This window comes from Desulfovibrio intestinivivus (assembly GCF_053570665.1).
In genome coordinates, this window is the sequence record NZ_JBRBQT010000001.1 from 356,087 (window position 1) to 382,706 (window position 26,620).

Annotated in this window: 20 protein-coding genes and 1 riboswitch; of the genes, 8 read left to right on the top strand and 12 right to left on the bottom strand. The window is 57.0% G+C overall.

The features are described 5' to 3' along the window. Window positions 1–73: 73 nt before the first annotated feature. The 5 genes from ACUZ9P_RS01505 to ACUZ9P_RS01525 form a co-directional block, all read right to left on the bottom strand. Window positions 74–2,032 (bottom strand): HlyD family type I secretion periplasmic adaptor subunit, encoded by a 1,959-nt coding sequence (locus ACUZ9P_RS01505; protein WP_449248361.1) that lies wholly within the window; start codon window positions 2,030–2,032, stop codon window positions 74–76. Between the two features lie 74 nt (window positions 2,033–2,106). Then, window positions 2,107–4,458, bottom strand: a complete 2,352-nt coding sequence (locus tag ACUZ9P_RS01510) for a type I secretion system permease/ATPase (protein ID WP_449248362.1) — start codon at window positions 4,456–4,458, stop codon at window positions 2,107–2,109. Between the two features lie 220 nt (window positions 4,459–4,678). Further along, a complete protein-coding gene (locus ACUZ9P_RS01515) occupies window positions 4,679–6,079 on the bottom strand; it encodes a TolC family protein (RefSeq protein WP_449248363.1) in 1,401 nt (466 codons plus the stop codon). Window positions 6,080–6,594: 515 nt separating this feature from the next. Continuing rightward, entirely contained in the window at window positions 6,595–7,170 is a 576-nt protein-coding gene (gene rbr / locus ACUZ9P_RS01520; RefSeq protein ID WP_240826070.1) for a rubrerythrin, read from the bottom strand. Between the two features lie 116 nt (window positions 7,171–7,286). Beyond that, window positions 7,287–7,793, bottom strand: a complete 507-nt coding sequence (locus ACUZ9P_RS01525) for a FlxA-like family protein (RefSeq protein WP_449248364.1) — start codon at window positions 7,791–7,793, stop codon at window positions 7,287–7,289. A 201-nt stretch (window positions 7,794–7,994) separates the two neighbouring features. Between ACUZ9P_RS01525 and ACUZ9P_RS01530 the strand changes: the two genes are divergently transcribed. From ACUZ9P_RS01530 to ACUZ9P_RS01540, 3 genes are all read left to right on the top strand, one after another. Further along, complete coding sequence (locus ACUZ9P_RS01530) at window positions 7,995–9,044, top strand: M48 family metallopeptidase (RefSeq protein WP_449248365.1); 1,050 nt, start codon at window positions 7,995–7,997, stop codon at window positions 9,042–9,044. A gap of 357 nt (window positions 9,045–9,401) precedes the next feature. Beyond that, window positions 9,402–11,702 carry an Orn/Lys/Arg family decarboxylase gene (locus ACUZ9P_RS01535; RefSeq protein ID WP_449248366.1) on the top strand — a complete coding sequence of 767 codons (2,301 nt, stop codon included), beginning with the start codon at window positions 9,402–9,404 and terminating at the stop codon, window positions 11,700–11,702. 69 nt (window positions 11,703–11,771) lie between these two features. Beyond that, on the top strand, window positions 11,772–13,094 hold the full coding sequence (locus ACUZ9P_RS01540) for an amino acid permease (RefSeq protein ID WP_449248367.1): 1,323 nt from the start codon (window positions 11,772–11,774) through the stop codon (window positions 13,092–13,094). A 104-nt stretch (window positions 13,095–13,198) separates the two neighbouring features. Here the strand turns inward: ACUZ9P_RS01540 and ACUZ9P_RS01545 are convergent, their stop codons facing one another. Together ACUZ9P_RS01545 and ACUZ9P_RS01550 are read right to left on the bottom strand one after the other, a co-directional pair. After that, entirely contained in the window at window positions 13,199–13,858 is a 660-nt protein-coding gene (locus ACUZ9P_RS01545) for a potassium channel family protein (protein WP_449248368.1), read from the bottom strand. Between the two features lie 42 nt (window positions 13,859–13,900). Next, window positions 13,901–15,265, bottom strand: coding sequence for a TrkH family potassium uptake protein (locus ACUZ9P_RS01550; RefSeq protein ID WP_449248369.1), 1,365 nt, complete (start codon window positions 15,263–15,265; stop codon window positions 13,901–13,903). Window positions 15,266–15,349: 84 nt separating this feature from the next. Beyond that, window positions 15,350–15,465: riboswitch (TPP riboswitch) on the top strand. Window positions 15,466–15,523: 58 nt separating this feature from the next. Here ACUZ9P_RS01550 and thiC point away from each other — a divergent pair. Next, on the top strand, window positions 15,524–16,804 hold the full coding sequence (gene thiC, locus ACUZ9P_RS01555) for a phosphomethylpyrimidine synthase ThiC (RefSeq protein WP_298992294.1): 1,281 nt from the start codon (window positions 15,524–15,526) through the stop codon (window positions 16,802–16,804). 146 nt (window positions 16,805–16,950) lie between these two features. On the opposite strand, the gene ACUZ9P_RS01560 is transcribed toward thiC, so the two are convergent. Beyond that, a complete protein-coding gene (locus ACUZ9P_RS01560; protein ID WP_449248370.1) occupies window positions 16,951–17,217 on the bottom strand; it encodes a hypothetical protein in 267 nt (88 codons plus the stop codon). Between the two features lie 18 nt (window positions 17,218–17,235). Between ACUZ9P_RS01560 and ACUZ9P_RS01565 the strand changes: the two genes are divergently transcribed. After that, window positions 17,236–18,447 carry an iron-containing alcohol dehydrogenase gene (locus ACUZ9P_RS01565; protein WP_449248371.1) on the top strand — a complete coding sequence of 404 codons (1,212 nt, stop codon included), beginning with the start codon at window positions 17,236–17,238 and terminating at the stop codon, window positions 18,445–18,447. 1,263 nt (window positions 18,448–19,710) lie between these two features. On the opposite strand, the gene ahpC is transcribed toward ACUZ9P_RS01565, so the two are convergent. Then, window positions 19,711–20,277, bottom strand: a complete 567-nt coding sequence (gene ahpC / locus ACUZ9P_RS01570) for an alkyl hydroperoxide reductase subunit C (RefSeq protein ID WP_298994574.1) — start codon at window positions 20,275–20,277, stop codon at window positions 19,711–19,713. On the opposite strand from ahpC, the gene ACUZ9P_RS01575 reads away from it, so the two are divergent. The 3 genes from ACUZ9P_RS01575 (at window position 20,276) to ACUZ9P_RS01585 (ending at window position 21,486) form a co-directional block, all read left to right on the top strand. Further along, window positions 20,276–20,506 (top strand): hypothetical protein, encoded by a 231-nt coding sequence (locus ACUZ9P_RS01575; RefSeq protein ID WP_449248372.1) that lies wholly within the window; start codon window positions 20,276–20,278, stop codon window positions 20,504–20,506. The genes ahpC and ACUZ9P_RS01575 overlap by 2 nt on opposite strands. A gap of 94 nt (window positions 20,507–20,600) precedes the next feature. Continuing rightward, a complete protein-coding gene (locus tag ACUZ9P_RS01580) occupies window positions 20,601–21,062 on the top strand; it encodes a Fur family transcriptional regulator (RefSeq protein ID WP_449248373.1) in 462 nt (153 codons plus the stop codon). Window positions 21,063–21,273: 211 nt separating this feature from the next. Continuing rightward, the gene (locus tag ACUZ9P_RS01585) at window positions 21,274–21,486 is read left to right on the top strand and encodes a hypothetical protein (RefSeq protein ID WP_449248374.1); all 213 of its coding nucleotides are present in this window, start codon (window positions 21,274–21,276) and stop codon (window positions 21,484–21,486) included. A 167-nt stretch (window positions 21,487–21,653) separates the two neighbouring features. Here ACUZ9P_RS01585 and ACUZ9P_RS01590 read toward each other — a convergent pair whose 3' ends face one another. The 3 genes from ACUZ9P_RS01590 to uvrA all read right to left on the bottom strand — a co-directional run bounded on the left by ACUZ9P_RS01590 (window position 21,654) and on the right by uvrA (window position 26,478). Continuing rightward, window positions 21,654–22,823, bottom strand: a complete 1,170-nt coding sequence (locus tag ACUZ9P_RS01590) for an MFS transporter (protein ID WP_449248375.1) — start codon at window positions 22,821–22,823, stop codon at window positions 21,654–21,656. 14 nt (window positions 22,824–22,837) lie between these two features. Further along, window positions 22,838–23,311: a MarR family transcriptional regulator gene (locus tag ACUZ9P_RS01595; protein ID WP_449248376.1), complete on the bottom strand. Its 474-nt coding sequence runs from the start codon at window positions 23,309–23,311 to the stop codon at window positions 22,838–22,840. 209 nt (window positions 23,312–23,520) lie between these two features. Beyond that, a complete protein-coding gene (gene uvrA, locus ACUZ9P_RS01600; protein ID WP_449248377.1) occupies window positions 23,521–26,478 on the bottom strand; it encodes an excinuclease ABC subunit UvrA in 2,958 nt (985 codons plus the stop codon). Window positions 26,479–26,620 lie beyond the last annotated feature (142 nt).

Genomic DNA, 26,620 nt, shown 5'->3' on the forward strand with positions numbered 1-26,620 from the left:
ATCTGTACAGGAGCATTAACCCTTGAAATGCTGGTTTACGGCAGGCAAAGCCCGGTCTGCCCGCATTTTCGCTCTAGCGCTCGCGAAGGGCGTTCTGCTTGGCCTTGAGAATGGGCTTGAGCAGATAATCCAGCACTGTTTTTTTGCCGATCATAATGTCTGCCGTCACCACCATGCCCGGCATGATGGGAAGAGATTCGTTGTGGTAGACGATGGCGTTTTTCTGGGTGCGGATCTTTACAAGATAAAAATGCTCGCCCCTTTTGTCTTCAATGGTATCAGCGCTGATGGATTCAAGCTTGCCTTCAATCCCGCCGTAAATGGAGAAATCATAGGCTGAAACCTTGACCATGACATGCTGCCCAGGGCGCAGAAAGGCCACATCCTGCGGCTTGACCTTGGCTTCCACCACCAGGGTGTCGTCAAGCGGCACAAGGTCCATGATGGGTTCTCCGGGTTTGACCACGCCGCCCACGGTGGAGATGTATATCTGCTTGACCGTGCTGCGCACAGGAGCGCGCAGTTCTGTGCGGGTTACGCGGTCGCGCCCTGCCGAAAGATTTTCGCGCAGTGAATTGAGTTCCTGCCTGCGCTTGTTGATCTCGTCAGTAACCGCCGCAATCTGCTCGGCCCTGCGGGATGCTATGCGCTGCTTGGACTCGTCCGCCGCGGCCTTGGCCTTGGGGATTGTGGCGGCAAGAGAATCTATCTGGCCCTGCAATTCCACAACCTTTTGCTGCATGCCGAGGTATTCCAGCTTGGAAAAGTTGTTGCGCTGCACAAGGGCGTAGGCCGTATTCTTTTGCTCGATGGAAAGTTCGAGGCTGCGGTCAAGCTGCACCTTGCGGGCCGTCAGCTCTTCCACATCATGCAGGCGCTGCACATACTGGGACTGCAAAACATCAATTTCCGCATTGAGCTGATCGCGGCGGCTGTGCCAGGCATTTTCCTGATCCTGAACGATCTGGTGGATGCGCCCCAGCGTGCCCGCCTCAACCCTGCGCCCAATGACTTTTTCTGCCCACATGTCAAAATTTTCTGGAAAAACAGGCTTGTCGCCCTTGATCTCAGCTTCAAGGCGGATGATGGCGAGGCTGTTTTCCATGGCCTTGTTTACGGCGTCACGGTAGGCGCTTTCGGCCATTTCATTGTCCAGTTGCGCCAGCACCGCCCCCTTGTCCACAATCTGCCCTTCATGCACAAGCACTGCGCGCAGGATGCCGCCCTCAAGGTTCTGGATGGTCTGGGTGCGTTGCGAACCAACAACCGAACCTTCCGCATGGGTCACTTCATCCACACTGGCAACAGCCGCCCAGATGATCAGGCACAAAAAAAACACGCCAACACTGATGGACAAAGCGCGCACGCCGAACTTGGGCCGCCGGGCAAGGGCTGCGTCCACTTCGTTGGCAAAAAGGATATCATCGGGCGTCAGGCCGCGCAGGGGCGCGTCCATGGCTGCAAACAGGCCGGGGTTGCCCGCCTGCTGCCCGCCCGTCATGCCGCCAGCGCCATGTTGGCCGCTCTTGCCCAAAATTCTGTCTACAGTTTCATGCAACGACTGCCTCAGGCTTTTATCCGGGCGCTGTTCGTGCTCCCCGCCCATCAGCAACTGACGCAAAAAAAGCTCAAGATTGCTCGGTTCTTTCTTTTTGGCGGCAGCATCCAGCCCCAAGGGCTGCATGTCGCCGGCATTCTGGCCCAGATCGGCCATCAACGCGTCCAGATCAGGCAAACGGCCAGTGCCTGCATCCGAACCTGGCCCAAACGAGGCGGCTGCGCCAGCATCAGCAGCAGATTCCTGCACGTTCTCGTTGCCGGGCATGGCTGGCAGCGGCGCGTCAACATTGGGCCGTGAAAAATGCGAGCCAAAGGGCATACCCGGCATGCCGCCCGGCTGGGGAAAAGCCGAAGGCTCGACGCCAGGGGACAAGAGCACATCGGTCTTTGACGTGCCGCATTGCGCCCCTGCTTTCTGTTCTGACCGATTTTCTGCGTCGGTCATATCCATAGTTTTCTGTGGCAACTGCATGCGCCCTTCTCCAAAAACCGCTGGGCGGTCATTTCAAAACAAAAATCCAAGGCTCTTCAGCAAAGCCGAATAGTTCAGTCATTGGCGGCATCCGCAGATTTCTCCTGCGGGGCGGCCTGCTGCACATTGGTCACGTTTTTTTTCGAGCGGTCGCGCAGGCTCTGCAACACGGCATCGCGGGGGCCGTCCAGCTTGACCTGCCCGTCTTCCATAACAATGAGCCGATCCACTATGCGCAGCATGGAGAGCCGGTGGGTCACAAGCACAAGGGTGCGCCCGCCAATGACCGATTGCAGCCTTTTTTGCAGCAGCAGTTCTGAATCCGTGTCCATATTGCTGGTGGGTTCGTCCAGAATGAGCACCTCAGGGTCGCGCACCAGAGCGCGCGCCAGAGCCACAGCCTGACGCTGCCCGCCAGAAAGCGCCTTGCCCTGCTCGCCCACCTGAGCGGCAAAGCCAGCGGGATTGTTGCGCAAAAAGTCTGTGACACCAGCCAGGGAAGCGGCGCGCAGGATGAGGTGATCGTTGATGGTGGGATCCCCCAGGGCAATGTTGTCGCGAATGCTGCCGTAAAACAGCACCACATCCTGCGGCAGCACACCCACGCGACCACGCAGTTCCATGCTGGGAATCTGCCTGATGTCCACATCGCCAAACTTCACCGCCCCTTCCTTGGGCTGATAGAGGCCGATAAGGAGCTTTGACAGTGTGCTTTTGCCCGATCCCATGGGCCCGATAATGCCCACGCGTTCACCCGGCTCAATGCGCAGTGAAACATGCTCCAGAGCCAGGCGTTCCTGCCGGGGATAGGCAAAAGAAACACCCTCCAGAGTGAATGAAGGGCGCAGCATGCCAAAATCCATGCAGGTTTTTTCCATCTGATTTTCAGAAGGCAGCATCATCAGCATGTCCAGCGCCTTGAGGGCCACATGCGAATTCTGCATACGGGTAAGTAGCGAGGCCATCTGGAGCAGCGGAGCCATGGTGCGCCCCACCAGAATATTGCAGCCGATAAGCGCTCCCATGGTCATGAGGCCGTCGGATATGCGGTACACGCCCCACACCACCATAGCCACCGTAACGAGCTGGGTAATGAGCATGGAAGATGTGACTGCAAGGTTGTTATACTTGCGGGATTCGCTGTTGGAGCGGGCCGAAAGGCCTACCACAGATTCCCACAGCTTCTGCATGCGGCTTTCGGCCATGCAGGACTTGAGCGTTTCCAGCCCGCCCACAATTTCCACCAGCAGAGCATTTTTTTGCATGTTCTGCTTGTAGCTGGCCTCGGCGCTCATGCGCGAACGGTGCTGAAGCAGCAGGCCAATGCCGATCATGATGGGCATGGCCCCAATGGACAGCAGCACCATAGGGCCACCAATGAAGGCCGTAAGCAGCAGAAAAATAACCAGAAAAGGCAGGTCGATGCAGGCAAGCAGACTTGAGGAACTGAAAAATTCGCGCAGCTGCTCAAATTCGCGCAGGTTGTTGACCAGCGCGCCCGTGGATTCGGGCTTGGCGTCCAGCCGCATGGAAAGCACCTTTTCCACCAGCGAACTGGAAAGCACGATATCCGCATTGCGGCCAGCCACATCCACAAAATGCGTACGCAGGGCCGAAAGCAGAAAATTGAACAGATAGATGATGCAGATGCCGCTGGCCAGCACCCACAATGTTTCTATGGCATTGTTGGGAACCACGCGGTCATAGACATTCATGACAAACAGCGGGCTGCCCACGGCAATGAGATTGATGACCACGCTGGCCAGGGCCACGTGTCTGTAGATGGGTGCGTAATACCGCAGTACATCCCAGAACCAGCGCTTGCCGCGAGCAATGCTGAGGCGTTCGGAACGGTCATCCGGCGCTGCTTCCACTGCGGCAAAGAGCGCATAGCCGGAGTATTCGTCCGTCAATGCCTCTACTGGCACCAATTGCGTGCTTTCACTGGTTTCGGGAAAAATCACCTCGGCCATGTCGCCGTCAAGGGCGGTGAGCACGCACGAACGGTCATGGGAGAGCAACAGAATGCACGGCAATACAAGGCCTGGAATATCTGCGATATCAGGCCGATAGGCGATGCGCCCGGCCAGCCCCGCCTTGCGGGCCGCCCGCAGGCAGGCCTGAGGCGTTACCTTGCTGCCCGAAAGCCCGGCCATGAGCACATGCGGCGACACTGCCCGCCCGCGCAGGCGCAGCAAGACAGAAAGACTACGCAGCAAGCCGGGCATAAAATCCACGTCTGAAGGCCGCAACGGTCCCATGGTCGGCGCAGTGCGCGGTACCTGGGCTGAGTTGCGCCCTGCTGCGCCGGAGGCTTGCTCCGGTGCCGTATCTGCTGTTTTTTGCGGAGCCCGACTGTCGCCGGATTCCTGTTCAGTTGGTGTGGGCCGTGCCTTTTCCTCTGAATCCGCGGAAATTGTATCCATGCATATTCCATTGATGCTGCTGGGGATAAATCGGCATCATCCTTTCGTTATCATCGCGCAGAGCGGCAAAGCCCCTCCCTTGAGGGAATTCACTCTACAGACCAGAGTCGCAAGGCGCGTCGTATGGGTCAGCCATTGATCCCGGCCTGGTAAAGAAGGATTTGCACCCTTAAAAAAGCGCCGCATGCCCCGGCTTAACCGGGGCATGCTGAAAGGATTGTCAGTTGAACCAGCCAGGAGCGAACTCCTCGCGAGGATCTTCCGGTTCTTTGGGCGCGCTCTGTCCAAGCGGTCCGGTGTTGATGGACATTTCTGGCAGCATATTGCCCGTGAGCGCCGACAGCCTGTACGCCCCCACAAGGATATTGCCCCGGGCGGTTTCTGCCTGGGTTGCAGAATTGTACAGCTCACTTTCTGTATCCAGCACGTCCAGAATACTACGCTTGCCAATCTGGAACTGTTCGATATAGGCGGTGCGCGTGTACTTGTTGTACTCTATGGCTTTGGAATAGTGGTTGTACTGTTCCTGGGCAGCAAGATAGTTGACCCAGGTGCTGTCCACATCCAGCTTGAGATCATCAATAAAATTGTACATCACCTGACGCGACTGGCGCATGCGAGCTGAGGCGGCGCGGCGTTCAGCCACGTCTGCCCCGCTGTTGAAGATATTCCAGCGCACTACGCCCATGACGTCAAAACTGTACACCCAGCGGTCACTTGTGCCGCCAAGATTGGTATAGTTGGGGCCTGCTTCAAGATTGAGCTCGGGAGAAAAGGCCGAATCCGCAAGTTCCCGCTCGGCGCGCGAAGCACGGATATCCTGCAAATAGGCGGCGAGTTTGGGGTTGCTTTTCTTGGCCTTTTCCAGAACCGCCTGCGATGCGGGATAAAGCTGGGGCGGCATGGTCACGGTCTGCAAACGGCTGGCCGCTGGCAAGCCTGTAAGTCGGGTATAGGTTTCCTCGGCCACAAGCAGGGATGCCTTGGCTTCAGAAAGGCTTGAAAGCGCCCGCTGCAATCGCGACTGCGCCTGGGTTACATCTGCGGCAGTGTCCGCGCCAAGGCTGGCGCGATCCTGGGCCTGCCCCACAAGAGACTTGTGGTGTGCCACGTTTTCTTCGGAAAGTTCGTAGATCTTTCTGCGGCGCAGCAAATCAATATGGGCAATAATCGCATCAAGAGAGAGTGATGTCGCCGTATCGAATACACGGTATTTTTGGGATTCGAGGGTGGATTTGGCAGTGCGGACGCGCGAACGGGTGGCAAAACCATCCCATATGGGTTGCACAAGCTGGGCGCTGTAGCCCACCTTGCCCCACATCTGCGAATCAAGGTTCTGGTTGCGGGTGCTTGAATCGCTCAAGACGCTGCCGCCAGCCTGGCCTGTAACGTCAACGCGGGGGCCAAAACCAGCCTGAGCGCGCCTGACCTCATGATCCAGCACCTCGCGGTTTTCGATCATGCCCCGCAGATTGTGATGATTACGCAGCACTCCATAGATGGAGTCCTCGACCGAAAGAGGCTTCCCGGCTGGCGGGGGTGGGGGATAACCGGTTTCAGCCGCAGTGGCCGCCGTTGCCAAAAGCAGGGAAAAAAGTGCTCCCCAGATAATCTGTTTCACTGTTGACTCCTCAGCTTGAAGAATGCACCGTCCGCATTCTCCCGCTTGTAGGCATATCGACCAGTATGGACCACATTACACAGATGGCAGAGTCCCTTCCCCACCCATATAACGACATGCCTTGTATTAGCTGTAACCACTTAGTTCCAGTCCTGCAAGATATTTAGATACCTTTCAAATGACCGGAAACTGCAAAAGGCAACTACCAGAACTATATTTATACACAATAACTTTTCATAATAGATATTTAATTACTTTTCAAATCAGACAGAACACGCAGCAGCCATGCTGCCCCGCAACGGTGACGGCTCAGCGTCAGACGCATGCCGCTTCGCAAAAAAAGCGCCAGACCCAAAAGGTCTGGCGCTTGTGGTCGACGCAGCTCGACCTGTATCTAGACAATAATTCAGGGTAGGTACGTGAACGACATCATCCAATCCGGCGAGAGCCTCTGGCACGCATCCCGGCTGTCTGCCGCGTTGTAAAAACGAACAATTTCCCGGTGTTGATGCCGCTTAGAACGTGTAGTTAAGCTCTGCAAAGTAGGCCTTGGGATGCGCACAGGCGGGGCACATCTCGGGAGCGTGGTCGCCCTCCACAAGACAGCCGCAGTTCAGGCAACGCCATATGGTGGGCTTGGTACGCATGAACATGCGCCCTTCCTTGATATCCTTGGCAAGCGTAAGAAAACGCTTTTCATGGTAGGCCTCGGCAACGGCAATCTGGCGCATGACGGCAGCAACCTCGGAAAAGCCTTCTTTGTCAGCCGTAGCCGCAAATTCAGGATACATGACGGTGTGCTCGTGGTTTTCGCCACTAGCGGCTGCGATAAGGTTGGCTTCGCTGTCAGCTATGACCCCGGCAGGGTACGCCGCCGTGATTTCAACATCTCCGCCTTCAAGAAATTTGAACAGGCGCTTGGCGTGTTCTTTTTCCTGCAAGGCAGTTTCTACAAAAATTTCCTGCACCAGCACAAAACCGTCATTCTTGGCCCGCCCGGCAAAATAGTCATAGCGGTTACGCGCCTGAGATTCACCAGCAAAGGCTGTAAGAATATTTTTTTCCGTCTGGCTGCCTTTCAGCGATTTCATAGCGTCTTCTCCTTGGAATGATTGGTGGCTGCGCGCCTATTGGCGCAACGGCAAAAAAGGGCATGAGCAAAAGTGCCCCTCTTGTTCAACCACTCTAATTAGGAATCATTCCTATGTCAAGCAGAAGTCGACTCGGCCTCGGCAAGCTGAGCTTCGAGAGCCGCAATCTGCGACTCGAGCGACTGGATTTTACTTTCCACCGCAGTGCTGCTGCCGCTGCCAGCATGGCTAGCCAGGCTGGAAAGTTGGCTCTTTAAGGCCGCAATCTGCTTCTTGATATTCTCGACAGGATTGGAAGAACTGTCATTACCGCCACCGCCGCCAGCGCCACCGGCCTTGGCCGAACCTCCGCCACTGGATTCACCGCTTTCACCATTGGCAGTTTTGGCAGAAGTGTCACCCTTGTTTTCCGCAGATTGCGACGTTGCAGCCGTGGACGATCCTTTGTCGTACATGTGGATCTTTTCAGAAAAAAGCTTCTTGGCTTCATCAGAAATATCCACGGTGTCGCCAGAATCGGACGAACCGCTGCGCGAGCGGATGGTATTCGACCCCAGACCGACCTTGTAAACTGCCTCTGCGCTGCTGGAACCCAACAGATTGCCAATTCCTGTTGTACTCATATGACGCCCCCCGCAGTAATCATAGCTGCGAAATACCGCATCATTTTTAATAGTGGCTCCCCCACGGAAACCCTGGGTGCGGCTGCCCAACGGGTTTGCACCCGGCAAAACCTGCCGGATGCACCTTTCCGCAGGTAGTAGAGCAACAACCATGCCGCAGGCAGTCTTTACAGCCTTGGCCGCCTATGGCAGCGTGGCCGCATGCCTGCCCGCAAAGTCCCTGTCGCCCCCCTGCACGATCTGCCCGCCACGGTAGAATTTACCTTGGCCGATGGCACGCGCCTGACGGCGTCAGTGCGCCTTTCACCCCGTGCGCGCAGGGCAAAACTGTCGCTCACGCCTCGGGGCGACCTTGTGCTGACCATCCCGCTGACCATGGGGCCAGCGCAGCTTCAATCAAGCCTGCCGCTCTTTTTGCCCTGGCTGGAGCGCGCCCGCACAACCCTGCTGCGCAGGGTGCCCGCCCCCCAGTTACCTTCAAGCATCACCCTGCCGCTCACAGGCGAAATTTTTGCCGTTGAAGCCGGTGGCGACATGGCGGCAGGCCGAAAAGCCGCCACGACGCAAACCGCCAAGACCGCCACAGTGCAGGTTGCCAACGGCGCACGGCGCTTGTTGCTGGTGGAAAGTGTGGATCAGGTACGCCTGTACGGCGCCGTAGATGACATATCCTTATGCGCGCAGGCCTTGCGCAAATGGTGCCGCAAAAAAGCAGCCCGCCTGCTGCCGCCGTATCTGGAACAGCTTGCGACAAAGGAAGGATTTGCCCTTGCGGGTGTGAGCGTGCGGGATCAGAGCGGACGCTGGGGCAGTTGCTCCCGTCTGCGCCGGGGGCACACCCCTCAGCCCGCAGCGCAGCGGCCAAAACTGCCGCAAGGGGCTTTTGGTCGCCCCAGATCGCTGGAACAGCTCACCACGCGCATCCGCAACTTTTTTTCCACCCCGCCCCTGCCCGCCACACATGACGCGGCCCCATCCTTTGCCCAAGGCGGCCCAGCCCTTGCGCCTGCATGTCCGGAGGGACGCATCAGCCTCAACTGGCGCGCACTGCTTCTGCCTGCCCCACTGCTGGAGCACTTGTGCTGGCATGAGCTGTGCCACTTGCGCCATATGGATCATTCCCCGGCTTACAGGGAGGAGCTTGCCCGCTTTTCGCCCCAATGGCCCGCGCATGAAAAGGCGCTTAACGCCGCATGGCGGGGCTTGCCCTGGTGGGCGCTCCCCGGCGAGGACGCCTCCCCCAGTCGCTGATTTTCCCTAAACCTCGCCCGAGCACAAGCATGCGCAATCCTGCCTACAGACTGACCATCTTACCCGCTCTTCTCGCCAGATATTGCACCCAGCCGCCACTGCGCAAGCGTTGCAGTATATAAAGAATATTCAGAGATTACTGCAAGATCACGCTAGATCATTGCACAAATCCTCACTGAAAATGCACAATTTTCAGTGAACCTCGGCCAAACACAAATGGACAAAGTTTATACTTTGAGCGATAAAAGACACACAGATAGATAGGCATTCAGTCCACACAACACACCTTCATCATGCGCAGGCATCCCCGGCTGCGCACACCCTCTACTTGCCGCTGTAATGGTAAGGAGCGCGCCAATGCCCATAGACAAGCATGAATGGCCTGTATTGATTGTTTCTGGTGAATTTGATGCGGCAACAGATGAAGGTTGCAGACTGCGAGAGCTGAAGAAGCAGCTTGTGGAAAACAAGGGATGCTCTGTTCTCATATCCTTGCGATATGAAGACGCAATAAATATTTTTGCATCCCGCGCAGACCTTGGAACTGTTATCATAGACTGGGACATCCAGTGCGAAGACCCCGGCGAGCAGGCAACGGCAGCGGAGTTGCTTGAGGGCATCCGCCAGCGCAACAAAACCATCCCGGTCGTGCTGCTCACTGACCATTCCGAGCTGGAGAATCTGCCCACGGATGTTCTTTCCAAGGTGGACGACTGCATCTGGAAGATAACAGATACCGTGGATTTTCTGGCCGGACGCATTGAAGTGCTGGTCAGCGATTACCTGCAAACGGTGTATCCGGCTTTTTTCGGCGGCATGGCCCGCTACGCCAATGAATACAAATACGCATGGCACACGCCTGGGCATATGGGCGGCGAGGGATTTCTCAAAAGCCCCGCAGGCGTGGCCATGCACAAATTTTTTGGCGAAAACGTCTTTCGCGCCGACCTTTCCATTTCCGTGCCCGAGCTTGGCTCCCTGCTTGACCACAACGGTCCGGTTGGCGATGCGGAAGAAAATTCCGCCAGAGTCTTTGGGGCGGACATAACTTTTTATGTGCTCAACGGCACCTCCAACGTCAACCAGATCATCTGGCGCAGCCAGGTGCTGCGCGACGACATAGCCTTTGTTGACCGCAACTGTCACAAATCGCTCAACTACGCCATGGTCATTACCGAGGCCTACCCCGTGTATATGACGCCACGGCGCAACCGGCGCGGCATCATCGGGCCGTGCAGGCTTTCCGAATTTTCAGAAAAAAGCATCCACAAAAAAATCGCCGCCAACAAACTGATTCCTGACGAGCTGAAAAACAGCCGGGTCAAGATGTCCGCCCTCACCAATTCCACCTATGACGGGCTGTGCTACAACGTAGCCAACATCAAGAAGCAGCTCCGCAAGAGCGTGGACAACCTGCACTTTGACGAGGCGTGGTACGCCTACGCCCGATTCAGCCCCATGTATGAGAACCACTATGGCATGACGGATGCCGACAATGTGGCCGATCATCCGCCCATTTTCTGCTCGCAGTCCACCCACAAGCTGCTCACGGCCTTTTCACAGGCCTCCATGCTGCACGTAAAGCACGGCACGCATGTGCGGATCAACCGCGATGAACTCAACGAATCCTACATGATGCACGGCTCCACATCGCCGCAATACAGCATGATCGCGTCGCTTGATGTGGCTACCAAGATGATGGACGACGACGGCGAGGTGCTGCTGCGCGACACCATTACCGAGGCCGTTCGCATCCGCCGCAAGATCACCATCATGGAGCGGGAAATGACCGCCAGGGGCGACTGGTTTTTCAGTATGTGGCAGCCCAGAAGGGTTCCTTACCAGAAGGGCATGCATGACTTTCTGGAAGTGCCCGCCGAATATCTGGCAGAGAACCAGCTTCCCTGGGTATTGGACAGCGCCAACAACTGGCACGGCTTTGACGACATTGAGCCGGATTACGTCATGCTTGACCCCATCAAGCTGACCTTCATCACGCCCGGCCTTGCGGAAGACGGCACAATGGCGGATACGGGCATTCCGGCTGCCATTGTCACCAACTACCTGATCCGGCACCGCGTTGTATGCGAAAAAACCGACTATTATTCCTTTTTGCTGCTCAACTCCATCGGCACCACCAAGGCCAAGGAAGGGGCGCTCATCTCGGGTCTGCTCAAGTTCAAGCAACTCTATGACGCCAATGCCCCGCTGAGCGTGGCTCTGCCCGATCTTTATGCCGCCTTTCCTGAGACATACAAGGGCGTTGGCCTCAGAGACCACAGCAACGCCATCCACCGCCACTTCCGCGAACACAAGCTGCTGGACAAGATGCAGGCAGCCTTTCAGGGCATACCTGATCAGGTCATGCGGCCTGCGGAAGCCTACCATGAAGTGGTGCGCCACAATGTGGAATATGTGGAACTGGCCGACCTGCGCGGACGCGTTCCGGCTGTCATGATTGTGCCCTATCCGCCAGGTATTCCCGTCATGATGGGCGGCGAAATCATGAACGAGGTTGCGGAACCCATATTTGCCTATCTTGAGGCGCGCCAGAACTTTGAAAATGCCTTTCCCGGTTATGAAAGCGACATCCACGGCGTAGAACGCATAGAACGCGACGGCAAAAAATACTTCAGCGTATTGTGCATAAAAAAATAGCCATGCCCGATGATTTTTACCCCGAAACGCCGGGGAGCGCTTTTTAACCGCAGCAAAAGGACGGCAGCCATGACCACGCCCGGCACGAAAAAACTTGGCCTTTTCGCCTGCATCACTGTGGTGGCGGGCAATATGATGGGGTCTGGCATTGCTCTTTTGCCCGCGAACCTTGCGGGCATCGGCAGCATTTCAGTCATCGGCTGGCTTGTGGCCATTCTGGGAGCCATGGGCCTGGCCTATGTATTTGCCCGGCTGGGCATGGAAGACCCGCAGGAGGGCGGCCCCATTGCCTATGCCAGCGAAATAGGGCCGGAGCTGGGCTATCAGACGGGCCTGCTCTATTATCACGCCAACTGGATAGGCAATCTGGCCGTAGCCATAACTGGCGTGGATTATCTTTCGGTATTCTTTCCCGCGCTGGAGCATCCCCTGTGGGCTGGCTTCGCATCGCTGGCCCTCATCTGGATATTCACAGGCGTGAATATTCTCGGCGCGGCCTGGATAGGTAGGCTTGTTTCCATCGGGGTCGTCCTGCTGCTGATCCCCGTATTCATCACGGGCACCGTGGGCTGGCTGTATTTTGACCCTGCGGTGTTTTCCGCCAACTGGCTTGCCGGGGGCAAACCCGCAGGCAGCTCAGTCATGAGCGCCGTTGTGCTCTGCATCTGGAGCTTCATAGGGATTGAAAGCGCCTCGGTGAACACAGCCGTGGTGGACAACCCCAAGCGTAATATTCCGCTTTCCACCCTCATTGGCACGGCTCTGGCCGGGCTTGTGTACATACTTTCCTGCACGGCCATATCGGGTATGTTTCCCGCAAAGCAGATGGCGGAATCCGGGGCGCCCTTTTCGCTGGCCATGGGCCATATCTGCGCAGGGCTGCCTCTGGCCCATCTGGTGCCGGACATGGTTTCGGCAGTGACCGCCTTTGCCTGCCTTGCCTCACTGGGGTCATGGATAATGCTTGTTTCCAACGCTGGCTGCCGTGCCGCGCAGGACGGCACCCTGCCGCCCATCTTTGGCAGAAAAAACGCCAAGGGCCAGCCCGTGGCGGGGCTGATTCTTTCAGCCTGCATGATGAGCGCCATGCTGCTTCTAATGATGATTGTCAGCCGCTCCGGCGATACGCAGGATCTGTTCAACAGCATTACCAGCGTGGCAGTGCTGCTGACGCTCCCGGCCTATTATTACTCTGCTCTGGCGCTGCTCAAGAGGTATGGCCTGCGCAACCGGGCCGCATGGCTCAAGGTTGCGGCATCGCTCGGCGCTTGCATGTTCTGCCTCATCGCCTTTTCCGGCGCGGAAAAAAACGCCCTGTCCGGCGCTGTCATTGTCATGATGGGCGCGTTCATTTTCTATGTGGGTAAACCACGCCCCGCCCGTCAGGGATAAGGCACAAAAAGCGGCCTTCTTCGGTTCAGGGGAAGGCCGTTTTTGTTCATATCCGACAACATGGCTAGGCGAAGGGATGAATTCCGAAACGGTTCCGTCATGCCTCAGGGCTTGAGCATGTGCATGGAATCAGCCCTTCCCGCCACAACCAGAGAATCACCCTTGTGCAGAATCGTTGTGGCTGGAGGCACAAAAACAAAGGCATTTTTTCCCGCCGGGCGAATACCCATGACCATGACGTTGAACTGCTGCATCAGGTTCAATTCAATAAGGGTTTTCCCGTCCCACGCATCCACGCGCAGCTCCTGAATGGCAATGCCGCCGTACTTGGGGATAAGGTCGAGCATGCCGGGGTGGGTCAACTGGTGGGCCGCCATGACGGCGGCCTCTGTTTCCGGCACCATGGCGCGGGTAACGTGCAGGCGTTGCAGAATTTTTTTGTGTTCTTCGTTGGAGGCTTTGACCCATATCTTGGGGCCGTTCAGCTCCTGCACGTTGAGGGTGATGCTCAGCGACTGTTCCACGCTTTCCCCAACGCTGATCACCACCCAGTCCAGATCCTGCACGTGCAGCGACCGCAGTACGGCAATATTGGTGGCATCGGCCTTGTATACGGTATCCAGCGCTTCTTCCGCCCTTTGCACCCTGACCTCGGACATATCAATGCCAAGCACTGTATGCCCCAGCGATACCAGGGTGGAGGCCATGCGCAGGCCAAACTTGCCAAGGCCGATAACGCCGATTTCCAGTTTCTTTTCCGTCATAATTACCTCTCTGACCGTCAGGCCACGACCGGGCAAGCTCGCCTACCCGATGGGAAGCTGGGCCTCTGCCACGCTGTAGGCCTTTTTTGACCGCAGGCTCTGCACCGCCATGAGCAGGCTCAAAATGCCCACCCGGCCCGCAAACATGCTGAAAATTATGATTCCCTTGCCCGCAGAGCTCAAATCCTGCGTCAGATTGACGGAAAGCCCCACGGTGCCGAGTGCCGAAACTTCTTCAAACAGCAGGCGTAAAAAGGGCGCGGCCTGCGTGCCTGCTCCGGCAACAACATCGCCTTCCGTGATGGCAAGCAGAAAGACCGAAATCCCCACAAGCATGGAGTAGGCAAAAAACAGGGTCAGCGCACGGCTGACGTTCTCTGCCGACACGCCGCGTCCTTCAAGCACAATCTGGCTGTCGCCCCGAAACTGTGCGGCAATGTAGCCCGCAAGCACACGAAAGGTCACAACCTTGATGCCGCCAGCGCACGAACCAGGGCCGCCGCCGATGAACATCAGGGCTATCAACACCAGCAGGGTGGCATCGCCCAGCACGGCGAGGTCAATGGAACTGAAGCCTGCGGTACGCGCCACCACCGAGTGAAAAAACATGGTGATGGCAAGATCGGCGCATCCATCCACGGTTCTCGGCACGCTCCCCCGCCAGAACTCGATGGCGAACATGACCACCCAGCCGAGAACAATAATCAAGAGGCTTGTTTTGACCACCAGGCGGCTAAAACGGCTGAGGCGGCGCACAGGCGCGCCCAGGCGCCCCCCCGTGCAGATGCCCAAAAATTCGCGCAACACGCCAAAGCCTATGCCCCCCAGCACCACACTGGCCGCAATAACGGCGTTGACGGCCACGTCATCCCGAAAAATCGCCAGATTGGTTGTGCTCAGGGCAAAGCCAGCATTGCAGAAGGCCGAAACAGCATGAAACACGGCACTGAACGGGTAGAAAAAAACAGGGTCATGCAGCCAGAGCAGAAATGCGGCCACAGCCTCAATGCCAAAAACCAGCCCGAGCACCTGCCGCAAAAATGCGGCAAGGCTGAAATCACCCCACAGCAAGGCCTGACTCACGGCCTCGCGGCTGTTGAAAGGCACGTTGTTGCGCCACAGCAGAAAGATGATGCTCGTGTAGGTCATGACCCCCAGCCCGCCGGTCTGGATGAGGCACAATAGCACCCCCTTGCCGAATGGGCTGAGCACCTCGCTTATGTCCAGCGGCGAAAGGCCGGTAACGCAGACAGCCGAGGTTGCGAGAAAACAGGCGTCTATGGGGCTGATGCTCTGGCCCTTGGCCCAACTCGCAGGCAGGCCGAGCAGTACTGACCCCGCAAGGATAACCGCAAGGAATGACAACACCGGCCAGGTGAAGGGACTCAAAAAACGTTTTCTTGCCATAGCTCGTCTATGCCAGCCGCAACTGGTAAATGCAAGGCATGGTAGGGCGGGCTTTACAGCAGATGGCATACGGAGTATTCATGTAACCAGTGCTAGGGGAGCCGCGGATCGCAAGATCTGGCGGCTGAGAGTGGGATAAACCCAGACCCTATGAACCTGACGCAGTTCGCACTGCCGTAGGGAAGCCGCGGCCACGACGCTGTTCCGCTGCTTGTGGCTTTTTTTTGCGCCCTGCGTCGCAACCCGCGAGGCACAACCATGTCTGCATCTTTTCGTTCGCAGAATTCCGCTCTGAGCGGCCTGCTGGACAAACACCTCACCACTCTGGCCGAGGAAGAACAACTCGCCCCCGAATCCATTGTTGAAGCCATCGAGGCGGGCACAATGGTGCTGCTGGGCAACCCCGTGCATCCCAACCTCAAGCCCATTCTTGTGGGCCAGCCCTCGCGCATCAAGGTGAACGCCAACATCGGCACTTCGCCCCTGTGCAACTGCCCCGCTACGGAAGAACGCAAAATCAAGGCCGCCCTTGATGCCGGAGCCGACACCGTGATGGATCTTTCCATCGCGGGCGACCTTGACGCCCTGCGCCTTGGCATGCTCAAGGCCTGCCCCCTGCCGCTTGGCACCGTGCCGCTCTATGCCGTGGGCCAGCAGATTCTGGACGCGGAGCTGGATATCGCCACCATGCAGCCCGATGCCCTGTTTGCCGAAATCGCCAAGCAGGCGGAGCAGGGTGTGGACTTCATCACCGTGCACTGCGGCCTTTCCAAGCGCGGCGCTGAAATGGCCGTCAAGAACAACCGCGTGCTGGGCATTGTTTCGCGCGGCGGCTCCATGCTCGCCCGCTGGATGCTTGAGAACAACCGCGAAAATCCGCTGCTGGAATACTACGACCGCCTGCTGGACATCTGCCGCCCCTACAACGTCACCCTTTCGCTGGGCGACGGCCTGCGCCCCGGCGCGGGCGTGGACGCTGGCGATGCCGCCCAGTGGGAAGAAGTCATCAATCTGGGCCAGCTTGCCAAATACGCCCTTGAACGCGGCGTGCAATGCATGATCGAAGGCCCCGGCCACGTGCCGCTCAATCAGGTGCGTACCCAGATTCAGGGCATCAAACGCCTGACCAACAATGCCCCCCTGTATGTGCTCGGCCCCCTGTGCTGCGACAGCGCCCCCGGCTATGACCACATTGCCGGAGCCATCGGCGGCGCCATGGGCGTTGAGGCCGGCGTGGACTTTTTGTGCTACCTCACCCCGGCCGAGCACCTCACCCTGCCTGACGAGGCGGACGTGCGCGCTGGTGTCATGGCCTCACGCGTGGCCGCCCATGTGGGCGAAGTGGCCCTTGGCCGCCCCGCCGCCGTTGCCCGCGAGGCTGCCATGAACGCCGCCCGCAAGGCTCTGGACTGGGAAGCCATGTCCAAGGCCGCTCTTGACCCGCAGATGCTCGAAAAACGCCGCGAAGACCACAAGACGGAAGAAGTCTGCGCCATGTGCGGCAAATTCTGCTCCGTCAAGATGCTGCGCGGGCTTTAAGCAATTAAAACCTGAAATGCTCGCCTACGACGGGCAAAAGCCTGTCTGCCCGCATTTCGCGCCAAGGATTTTTCAAAAAATCCTTGCCGAGCAGTTTCTCTGAATTACTGAAGGAGGCCCCCACAAGGGAGCCTCCTTTTTTTGCCTCAGTGTGTTGCACGTGGCGACATGCCATAAACCTTGATGGCGACTCCGCACTCGCCAGGCCCCCCCCTCCTCTCAAAGTTCTCGACGCGCTGTGCAGCGTACATTCCGCATACCGCCTCCGGCTTCTCCCGCTTATCAAATTTGCGTGAAAAAATGTTTGTGCGCTCAAAGAGCTTTACTATCTGCCTGAAAGTTTTTATAAACACTTCATGTGAAAAAAATAACAAAATTTCAATCAACCCGCCCTTGCGGCGGATACGTGCCATAGCACTCTGGAGGATCATATGTGGGATCAAGCTGCCGATTACAAAAATGTGCGGGAAATTCGGGTCAAGACAACTACCTATCTGGGCGTTGGAGCCATTGATAAAATAGACGATATCCTCGCCCAGCTTAAGAGCGAGGGCATCACGTCCATACTCTGCGTTTGCGGCGGGCGTTCATACAAAATCACCGGAGCTTGGGACAAAGTTGAAGCCGCAGCCCAAAAACACGGCGTCACGCTTGCGCTCTACAACCGCGTCACCCCCAACCCCACCACTGACAGCGTGGACGAGGCCGCAGCCTTGGGCCGTTCTGTCAATGCGGGCGCAGTGTTGGCCATAGGCGGCGGCAGCCCCATCGACTGCGGCAAGAGCGCCGCCATCCTGCTGGCAAACCCTGGCAAGACTGGCGATGATCTGTACTGCTACCGCTTTACGCCGCAAGTGGCCCTGCCCATCATTGCCATCAACCTCACCCACGGCACCGGCAGCGAAGTGAACCGCTTTGCCGTGGCAACTGTAACCAAGCTGAACTACAAGCCCGCCATCGCTTACGATTGCATATACCCCCGCTTTGCCATTGACGACCCCGCGCTCATGACCGGGCTTTCGCCCGACCAGACGCGTTATGTGTCCATTGACGCTGTCAATCATGTGGTGGAAGCCGCCACCACCACTGTCACCAACCCCTTTGCAATTTCGCTTGCGGCAGAGACGATCCGGCTTGTCCACCAGTGGCTGCCCGCCGCCCTTGCCGACCCCGGCGACCTCAAGGCCCGCTACCAGCTGTGCTACGCCGCCATGCAGGCGGGCGTGGCTTTTGATAACGGCCTGCTGCACTTCACGCACGCGCTTGAGCACCCCCTGAGCGCCGTCAGCCCCGACCTCTCGCACGGGCTTGGCCTTGCCGTTCTGCTGCCCTCCGTCATTCTGGAATGCTACCCCGCCCGGCCCGATGTGCTGGCGCACATTCTTGCGCCCCTGGCCCCCGGCCTCAAGGGCCTGCCGGAAGAAGCCCCGCAGGCCGCCAAGGCTGTGGAACAGTGGCTTGCCAGCGTGGGTGTGCCGCAAAAGCTTGAAGACCTCGGCGTGACCGCTGCTGATGTGGACAAATTCTGCGACCTTGTGGAACAGACGCCGTCACTGGGTCTGCTGATTTCCGTTGCGCCAGTGGAAGGCACGAGGGAACGCGTGGCGCGCATCTACAACAATTCTCTCAAGCCCATGGCTTAAAAAGGATCGCCATTGCCAACGCCTATTGCGTTGCAATTGAAAGAGGTCAGCGCGTGAGTGCTGGCCTCTTTTTTGGACGCCTGCGCGGCGCGCGATTTCGCCTCCCCATCGGTGAGTTGCGAGTATTTGCTGCCCTGCGGGCACACTCTTTCGCCCTCCGGCGAAGCTTGGGACGCCTGTGCGGCGCGCAGCAAGGCGGGGCCGGTTATGGGGCTACGCCCCCTTCTCGGCCCCCCTTGCATCCCCCCCGAAGCACCCCCTAAGAGGGCTTTCCAGATTCCTTAGCATGACGAGGGCAACGCGGCATCTGCTGCGGGAGCTTCCTTCGTTCGCTGCACTCTCTCAGGTGATCTCCCTCCGCGCCGCGTTAATGCCAGAGGACACTTTCGCTTTGAATGTGAGTCCGTTTCAGCCAAATGCCTGTGGTTTTTTTGATAATTAAGGGAGTGGCGTATTGGCGTAAAAATTTTCGGGAATTACAGCGTAAAAATTCGAATCCCATGACGCCTCGGGCAATAACCAAGAGCATTCGGCCCACCGGGGCAGATCACTTGTGGGTCAAAGATTTCAGCCGCACAAAACTTTTTGCGCACCACGTTGTTTTGAGTGCCTTTTTGCTTTTCGCCCACTAACCGTCACCAGGAGATGGTTGTGGTGTTGCCTTCCTTAAACTCGCCGGAGCGGATGCGGAGGCGATGGCTGGTGTTGGGCGAATTTGCAAAATACGCATTCAGGGCGCAAAAGTCGGGTTTGCGTAAATCAGCCTGACAGGCTCACCCCCACCCGGCAAAACCCTTTTTTCTGTGTTTGCCTTTTCGTTTTTTGCCTTTCTGCTTTTATTGCCTTTTCTGCCTTTCACCCCGGCCCGGCATCAAAAGCTGGTCGTGGCGTTGCCTTCCTTATACTCGCCGGAGCGGATGCGAGGGCGATGGCTGGTGTTGAGTGAATTTGCAAAATACGCATTTTTCTGGCCTGACAAGAAAAAATCCTGCTTTTGAGCGCAGCGTACTCAAGTACGTGAGCATCAAAAACAGGATTTTAACGCCGTCAGGCCAAAAAAAACGGGTTTGCGTAAATACGCTCGACCGGCTCACCCACCCCGCGCCCAAACCTTCCCTGCCTTTCCTTCCTTCAGCCTCCGCGCGGCAAAGCCCACACGTCAAAAGAGACCAACACTTGCGTGCTGGCCTCTTTCAGCGGGGTTGCCTGAGGAGGGCATTGGAGGAAGAGAAAGGCGCTGTGTCTGCGTGTGAAAATATCTGCCTATATCTTGCCTACAAGATCAAGGCCGGGCTTAAGGGTGGCGCTGCCGGGCTTCCAGCGGGCGGGGCAAACCTGATCGCCGTGTTCAGCCACAAACTGCGCTGCTTCGAGTTTGCGCAGCAGTTCTTCAACATTACGACCAATGGGCGTGTCGTGGATTTCATAGGCCTTGATGACGCCATCGGGATTTACCAGAAAACTGCCGCGCAAAGCCTGCCCTGCGCCTTCAATCATGACGCCGAACGCGTTGGAGAGCGTTCCGGCGCAGTCTGCCAGCATGGGATAACGAATCTTGGCGATGCTGGGCGAGGCATCGGCCCAGGCTTTGTGCACAAAGGCGCTGTCTGTCGATACGGAATAGACTTCGCAATTGAGCTTTTTGAACTGCTCGTAGTTGTCGGCCAGGTCTTCCAACTCCGTGGGGCACACAAAGGTAAAGTCAGCTGGATAGAAAAAGAAGACGGACCAGTGGCCCTTTATATCTGCTTCGGTAACCGTTTTCAGCTCGCCACCGTGAAAAGCCTTTACGTTGAAAGGTTCAACCGCTTTATTGATGAGATTTCCCATGATTGTATCCTTATGGCGAAGCGTGACGCTCCGGCAGGGGTTGCTGCAACCTTGTTTTGAAAACAGTATTCAATCCTATTTGCTCTGTCAAGAAATTACGGCTGAAAAATCTCTTTTTTTCGCGCACGCCCTTGCTCTCCACGCGCCACAACCCTACCATAGCTTGCAGGGCAGTAAAACAGTGCGCTACCGCCTTTTAGCCGCTGCATTGCTTTTTGCCATTTTTTAGGCCAAAAGGTACCCTACATGCTGGCGACTGCAAGCCTTGGCCGCATCGACAGTTTTAACAAACGCACACTTGTTATTCGGGGGTGGGCATATATATGACAACGCAACAAAATAATGCCGGTCTTTCGGAATTTCTGGATTTCATGAGCCGCAAAGGCCTGAACACCACATCCCAGCGCCGTATCATAGCCGAAGCTTTTTTTGAATTGCCCGGGCACCACTCGCTTGAAGAATTTTATCAGCACGTGATCAAACGCGATTCCGGCATCGGTCAGACCACCGTATACCGCACGCTCAAGCTGCTTTGCGATGCGGGCCTTGCCATGGAAATCCACTTCAGCGACGGCATCACCCGCTACGAAATTGCCAAGCCGGACAGCCATCACGACCACCTTGTCTGCCTTGACTGCGGCAAGATTGTGGAAATTTGTGATCCGCGCATTGAAAAACTCCAGCGCGAAATGGCCGAAAAATACGGCTTCAAGCTACGCGGTCATGTGCACAACCTGTACGGCATCTGCAAGGAGTGCCGCGACAAAGCCGCCAAGGACGACTAAGGCCCACGGATTGAACTTTAGCGATTTTTTCGGGCTGCCCTTGGGCAGCCCTTTTTTATTCCTCTGTGAATGGGGGTAAGCTTTCCGCAAAAGACAAATATTTTTTTATGGCTCATTCAAATGAAGTTGACATTCATTTTCTACAAGGGCAGACTACGTGCACATCCTCCCTGTGCCGCAAGACACTTTGGGGGAAACAAGAGGTGAAGACATGGATATTCAACTGGTTATCGTCATATTGTGCATAATTGCGGCTGCATATTACTTTGGCCGCAGGGTTTATACGGCGGTCAGCAAGGGCAAATGCGGCTGTTGCGATGGCGCCTGCGACGATGGCAAAAAAAGCTCATGCGGCTGCACTCCCAACGATGCAGAGGCGCAGCGCCTTGAAAGCAAACGCCTGAAATTTGGCCCTAAAAAGTAGAGAGCAAGGCAAGCCCCCCACACACGCCCCCTCCTCCGGTTCGTTATGTAAGCAGAACGCGAACCGGCTCAGCCCCGGCCCTGGCCTGTACCAGGTACCGGGGCTTTTTTCATATTGCCCAATGAGTCCGCAAGAAGTCACCACCGCACTCGCATCGGCCAGTGGCGCTACCGTGCAAACCCCGCTTGCTCCAATGTTTTGCGGCCTTTCAGCGTCAGAGCTATGCAGGCAGCCACAAAGGGCAGGCAGATCAGCATATTGATGGCAAGGGCAAGACCTCCATACTGGATGACAAGCCCAACAAGACCGACGCCAAGTCCACCGATGCCGATGCCGAATCCCAGTGAAAATCCTGAGGCCATGGCGGCTTGACGGGAAAGCAGCTCTTGCGCCAGCACTACAATGGGCGAGAAGGACGAAAGCAGCACCGCCCCGGCCAGGGCAAAAGCTACAGGTTGCAGGCCTGCGCCAACATGCAGAAAGAGGTAGAAAAAAATGGGAGAGACGGCCAGGGACAAGAAAATAACAATAGTTTTACCGAACCTGTCTGAAAGATAACCGCCCGCTATGCCCCCTGCTGCACCAGAAACCAGCAGAATGAACAGCAAGTGGGAGCAGGTGGACAGACTCATGCCCTGCTGTTGCAGGTACAGCGGAAGAAAGGCCACAAGGCCAGAATAGGTCAGTGTGCGGACGGCAATAATCAGCACCAGCTTGCTCAGCTCTTTCCAGGCTGGGCGCAGGGCCTCCATCATCGGTACTGTTTCTGCCTGCGATCTTGCGGGCGTTTTTTGAGCCTTGAAGGCCAATAATACCGTAACAATAATGCCCGGCACCACAAAGTAAGGCGTGACGCTCAGGCCAAACCGTTCCACCAGCGGGATGACAAACAGGGGCGTCAGCGCCCAGCCAAGATTCCCCGAAGCACCAAAAACCGCCTGATACATCCCTTTTTTCTGCCCGCTCGCGGCACTAACCATAGCCGATGCCTGCGGATGGAAAGCCGCAGCCCCAAGACCGGAAAGGGCCGCAAGTGCAATCAGCATGGTGGAGCTGTGGGTCAGACCTATGCAGCTCAGCAGTATCGCCAGCCAGGCAGTGCCCACATATATCATCCAGCTCTGGTTTTTTCTGTCCACCATATAGCCAATAAGCGGCTGCGAAAGCGAGGAGGTAATGGTAAAGGCTGAAATGGCAAACGAAACTTCTCCAATACCAAAACCAGCCGCGATGAGAAATGGTGTAAGTATAGGAATAATATTCATATACCAGTCATTAAGCATATGCGCGAACGATATGGAGTACACAACGTCTTTTTTGACTGTTGCTGAATTCATTATAGCATTCTCCATTATTCATCTTTATCGCTATTTGTGTAAATCTGTTCAAATCCGCGTTCAACAAATGCGTTAATATCCATAAGGAAACGCAGTATTATTGCCTGCTCGTCTTCATCGTATTTATTTACGATGCAGATCTTTTCGCCAAATGTTCTGTCATGGTTGATTTTATGGGCTTCAAATATTTTCTTTCCGTCCTCTGCAACCCTGAAATAGATATTTTTGTTATTTTCAGGTTCCTGATAACTTTCGATAAAATTTTTTTTCAGCAGTTTTTTGCATATCTTACTTATGGCCCCACGCGTCATGCCCATCTCGTTAGAAACCTTTGTCACATTGGCATGATCAAGAGTTCCTATCCAATGGATGCAATGAACCTCCGTGAGGTTCAGGTCATCAAAGAAGTCTTCTCTACCATGCTTGAAGGCATCGGCATGCTCAGAGATTTTGATGAGTTCGGCTACAATCCTGTGAGGCTGATTCATGGTTGCTCCTTTTTGTTGACATGGAAACAATCGTGGAAAATTGTTTCCATGTCAACAAAAAAATCCACACGAACACATGCCCCGGTCCATTCACTCACTCCCCGGATGGCTGACAGAAAAAGGCGCACCCGGTAAACCGGATGCGCTCGACAAGGCAGCCATGCAACAGGGCATGACGGCAGCTTGACTGTTTGTCCTATTGGAGGATTTTATTCCCGTCTGCGCTTGAGCCTGTCCAGCCGCTCCTGCATAAGGAAGCGCCCGGTAACGGAATTTGGGTCGGCAACGATGGCCTCGGGCGTTCCGGCAGAGACTATCTGGCCGCCGTTTTCGCCGCCGCCGGGGCCCATATCCAGCACATGGTCGGATGCCAGAATCATGTCTGTATTGTGCTCGATAACCACCACGCTGGCTCCCCTGTCCACCAGCGCATGCAGCACCTTGATGAGCTTGCCCACCTCGTGCATGTGCAGGCCCGTGGTCGGCTCGTCAAGAATGTACATGGTTCCCGGCAGGGATCGCTTGCCAAGCTCGCGCGAAATCTTGATGCGCTGGGCTTCGCCGCCCGAGAGCGTTGTGGCGGGCTGCCCCAGCCGCAGATATTCCAGCCCCACCTCTTCCAGCACGGCAAGACGGCGTTCCAGCGAGGGATAGTTTTCAAAAAGCTGGCGGGCCTGATGCACGGTAAGGTCGAGCACCTCGGCGATGTTCAGCCCCTTGTAGCGCACTTCAAGGGTTTCGTGGTTATAGCGTTTGCCCTTGCACACGTCGCAGGTCACATACACATCGGGCAAAAAGTGCATTTCAACACGAATCTGCCCGTCGCCGCCGCAGGCTTCGCAACGGCCCCCGCGCACGTTAAAGCTGAAACGCCCCGGCTTGTAGCCGCGTTTGCGGGCGTCCTGAGTCATGGCAAAAATATTGCGAATCTCGTCAAAAATCTTGGTGTAGGTTGCGGGGTTGGAACGCGGCGTGCGGCCAATGGGCGTCTGGTCAATGGCCACAATGCGCTCCACAGGCGCGGAGCCTTTCTCGTATTCCAGCCCGCCGATGGTGCCGGGCTGATCCACGCGCAGGCCAAGGTTGAGGGCCACATGCTTGTAGAGCGTATCCACCACCAGCGAACTCTTGCCGGAGCCGGAAACCCCGGTCACGCAGGTGAGCACGCCCAGAGGGATGCGGCAATCAATATTGCGCAGGTTGTTGGTGGTGATGCCGTGCATGACCAGCGCCCCCTGCCCTTCGCGCCGCTCGTCCGGCAGGGCGATCACATCGTCGCCGCGCAGGTAACGGGCCGTGAGGGTATCCGCATTGCCAAGCAGGTCGTCCACCCGCCCTTGAAACATGATTTCGCCGCCCTGCGAGCCGGAGCCGGGGCCAAGCTCAATGACCGTATCCGCCGCGCAGATGGTGGCCTCGTCATGCTCCACCACGAGCACTGTATTGCCGCGCGCCTGAAGTGAACGCAGGGTTCCCAGCAGCCGCTCGTTGTCACGCGGATGCAGGCCGATGGAAGGCTCGTCCAGCACGTAGGTAACGCCCACAAGGCCCGAACCGAGCTGCGATGCCAGACGGATGCGCTGGGCCTCGCCGCCCGAAAGCGTGGACATGGAGCGCCCCAGGGAAAGGTACTCAAGCCCCACGCTGCGCATGAACGACAGGCGGTGAGTCAGTTCCTTCATGAGCGGTTCGGCAATGACCACATGCCGCCCCGTAAATTCGCGTTTTTCCAGCCATTCCAGCGCGCGCTCAACCGAAAGGTTGCAGAACTGCGCGATATTCAGATCGTCCACCCGCACAGAGAGCGCGTTGGTGTTCAGCCGCGCTCCGTGGCAGTCCGGGCAGTCCATGGTCTGCCGATAACGAGACAGGGCCTCGCGCCAGGCATCGCCGTACTGCATGCCGCTTTCAAGCAGAGGAATAACGCCGGGCCAGCGTTTTTCGCTTACGCCCACCTGCCCCTGCGTGCGCAGTGCGTCAGAAAAATGCTCGCTCTGATAATCGCCGCCAGCACCAAGGGCAACGCTGCCGCCCATCCAGTTGCGGCGCAGGCCCAACGAGGCGCGCGCGGGGCGGCCCTGTTCATCCTCGCCGTAAAAAAGAGCGGAAAGCGCATCTTCACTAAACTGCTCCAGCGGCGTGGAAAGCTGAAATTTGAAGCGCTTGCCCAGAGCCTTGAGGGAGTCCTCATAGCGGCTGAACATTTTGTCCGTGGCCCAGGGCAACAGGGCGCCCGTGTTCAGCGAAAGGCCCATGTTGGGCGCAATGAGGCGCGGCTCAAAATAATCCACGCCGCCGAGGCCCACGCAACGCGGGCAGGCGCCCTGCGGCCCGTTGAACGAAAACAGCTGCGGGCTGGGCGCGGGCAGCGAAATACGGCAGTGCGCGCATACCGAGGTGGTGGAGTGCACGGTGTCTGCCTCCTGCCCCGCGGCGGCTTTGTCCGGCTCGTGCAGCACAAGTCGGCCCTCGCCGTAGCGCAGGGCCAGCTCAACCGAATCCGCCAGACGTCCCCGAATGCCCTCCTTGTTCACCAGGCGGTCAACCACCAGATCAATGGAGTGCTTCTTGTTTTTGTCCAGCGTGGGCACATCGTCCAGCGTATAAAACTCGCCGTTGACGCGCACGCGGGCAAAGCCTTCGGCCTTGAGCTTTTTGAACTTGTCCTGATGCGTGCCCTTCTGAAGTTCCACCAGCGGAGCCATGACCATAAACTTGGTGCCCTGCGGCAGGGCCATGATATCGCCAATGATTTCATCTGCTGCGCGGGCCTCGATGGGCCGCCCGCACTGGGGGCAATACATGCGCCCAAGCCGGGCAAAAAACACGCGCAGAAAGTCGTAAATTTCCGTGACCGTTCCCACGGTTGAACGCGGGTTGCGCGAAACGCTCTGCTGCTCAAGCGATATGGCGGGCGAAAGCCCCTCGATCTTTTCCACATCCGGCTTGTCCATCTGGGGCAAGAACTGGCGGGCGTAGGCAGACAGCGATTCCACATAGCGGCGCTGGCCTTCAGCATAGACGATATCGAACGCCAGCGTTGATTTGCCGGAACCTGAAGGACCGCAAATCACCACCAGCTCGTCGCGTGGGATGTCCAGACTGATGTTTTTGAGATTATGCTGGCGGGCCTTTTCGATGTGGATGCAGGGCTTGCTTGTGTTCATGAAAGCATATGTAAGCGGCCCAAGGGGCATTGGCAAGGGCAGAGCCTGCGTATTTTTGCGCGCCCCCGACGCTGCAAAATGCACCCTCAGCCCCCAACCGCCCGGATCGCGCAATCCTTTGCCTGCTTGCATGGACAAGCCT

Coding starts and splice junctions, on each gene's coding strand:
- ACUZ9P_RS01530 (WP_449248365.1), top strand. CDS start 7,995: ATGCCTGCCCGCAAAGTCCCTGTCGCCCCCCTGCACGATCTGCCCGCC.
- ACUZ9P_RS01550 (WP_449248369.1), bottom strand. CDS start 15,265: ATGGCAAGAAAACGTTTTTTGAGTCCCTTCACCTGGCCGGTGTTGTCA.
- rbr (WP_240826070.1), bottom strand. CDS start 7,170: ATGAAATCGCTGAAAGGCAGCCAGACGGAAAAAAATATTCTTACAGCC.
- ACUZ9P_RS01560 (WP_449248370.1), bottom strand. CDS start 17,217: ATGGCACGTATCCGCCGCAAGGGCGGGTTGATTGAAATTTTGTTATTT.
- ACUZ9P_RS01540 (WP_449248367.1), top strand. CDS start 11,772: ATGACCACGCCCGGCACGAAAAAACTTGGCCTTTTCGCCTGCATCACT.
- ahpC (WP_298994574.1), bottom strand. CDS start 20,277: ATGGGAAATCTCATCAATAAAGCGGTTGAACCTTTCAACGTAAAGGCT.
- ACUZ9P_RS01580 (WP_449248373.1), top strand. CDS start 20,601: ATGACAACGCAACAAAATAATGCCGGTCTTTCGGAATTTCTGGATTTC.
- ACUZ9P_RS01525 (WP_449248364.1), bottom strand. CDS start 7,793: ATGAGTACAACAGGAATTGGCAATCTGTTGGGTTCCAGCAGCGCAGAG.
- ACUZ9P_RS01590 (WP_449248375.1), bottom strand. CDS start 22,823: ATGAATTCAGCAACAGTCAAAAAAGACGTTGTGTACTCCATATCGTTC.
- ACUZ9P_RS01505 (WP_449248361.1), bottom strand. CDS start 2,032: ATGCAGTTGCCACAGAAAACTATGGATATGACCGACGCAGAAAATCGG.
- ACUZ9P_RS01510 (WP_449248362.1), bottom strand. CDS start 4,458: ATGGATACAATTTCCGCGGATTCAGAGGAAAAGGCACGGCCCACACCA.
- ACUZ9P_RS01545 (WP_449248368.1), bottom strand. CDS start 13,858: ATGACGGAAAAGAAACTGGAAATCGGCGTTATCGGCCTTGGCAAGTTT.
- ACUZ9P_RS01585 (WP_449248374.1), top strand. CDS start 21,274: ATGGATATTCAACTGGTTATCGTCATATTGTGCATAATTGCGGCTGCA.
- ACUZ9P_RS01535 (WP_449248366.1), top strand. CDS start 9,402: ATGCCCATAGACAAGCATGAATGGCCTGTATTGATTGTTTCTGGTGAA.
- uvrA (WP_449248377.1), bottom strand. CDS start 26,478: ATGAACACAAGCAAGCCCTGCATCCACATCGAAAAGGCCCGCCAGCAT.
- ACUZ9P_RS01595 (WP_449248376.1), bottom strand. CDS start 23,311: ATGAATCAGCCTCACAGGATTGTAGCCGAACTCATCAAAATCTCTGAG.
- ACUZ9P_RS01575 (WP_449248372.1), top strand. CDS start 20,276: ATGATTGTATCCTTATGGCGAAGCGTGACGCTCCGGCAGGGGTTGCTG.
- thiC (WP_298992294.1), top strand. CDS start 15,524: ATGTCTGCATCTTTTCGTTCGCAGAATTCCGCTCTGAGCGGCCTGCTG.
- ACUZ9P_RS01565 (WP_449248371.1), top strand. CDS start 17,236: ATGTGGGATCAAGCTGCCGATTACAAAAATGTGCGGGAAATTCGGGTC.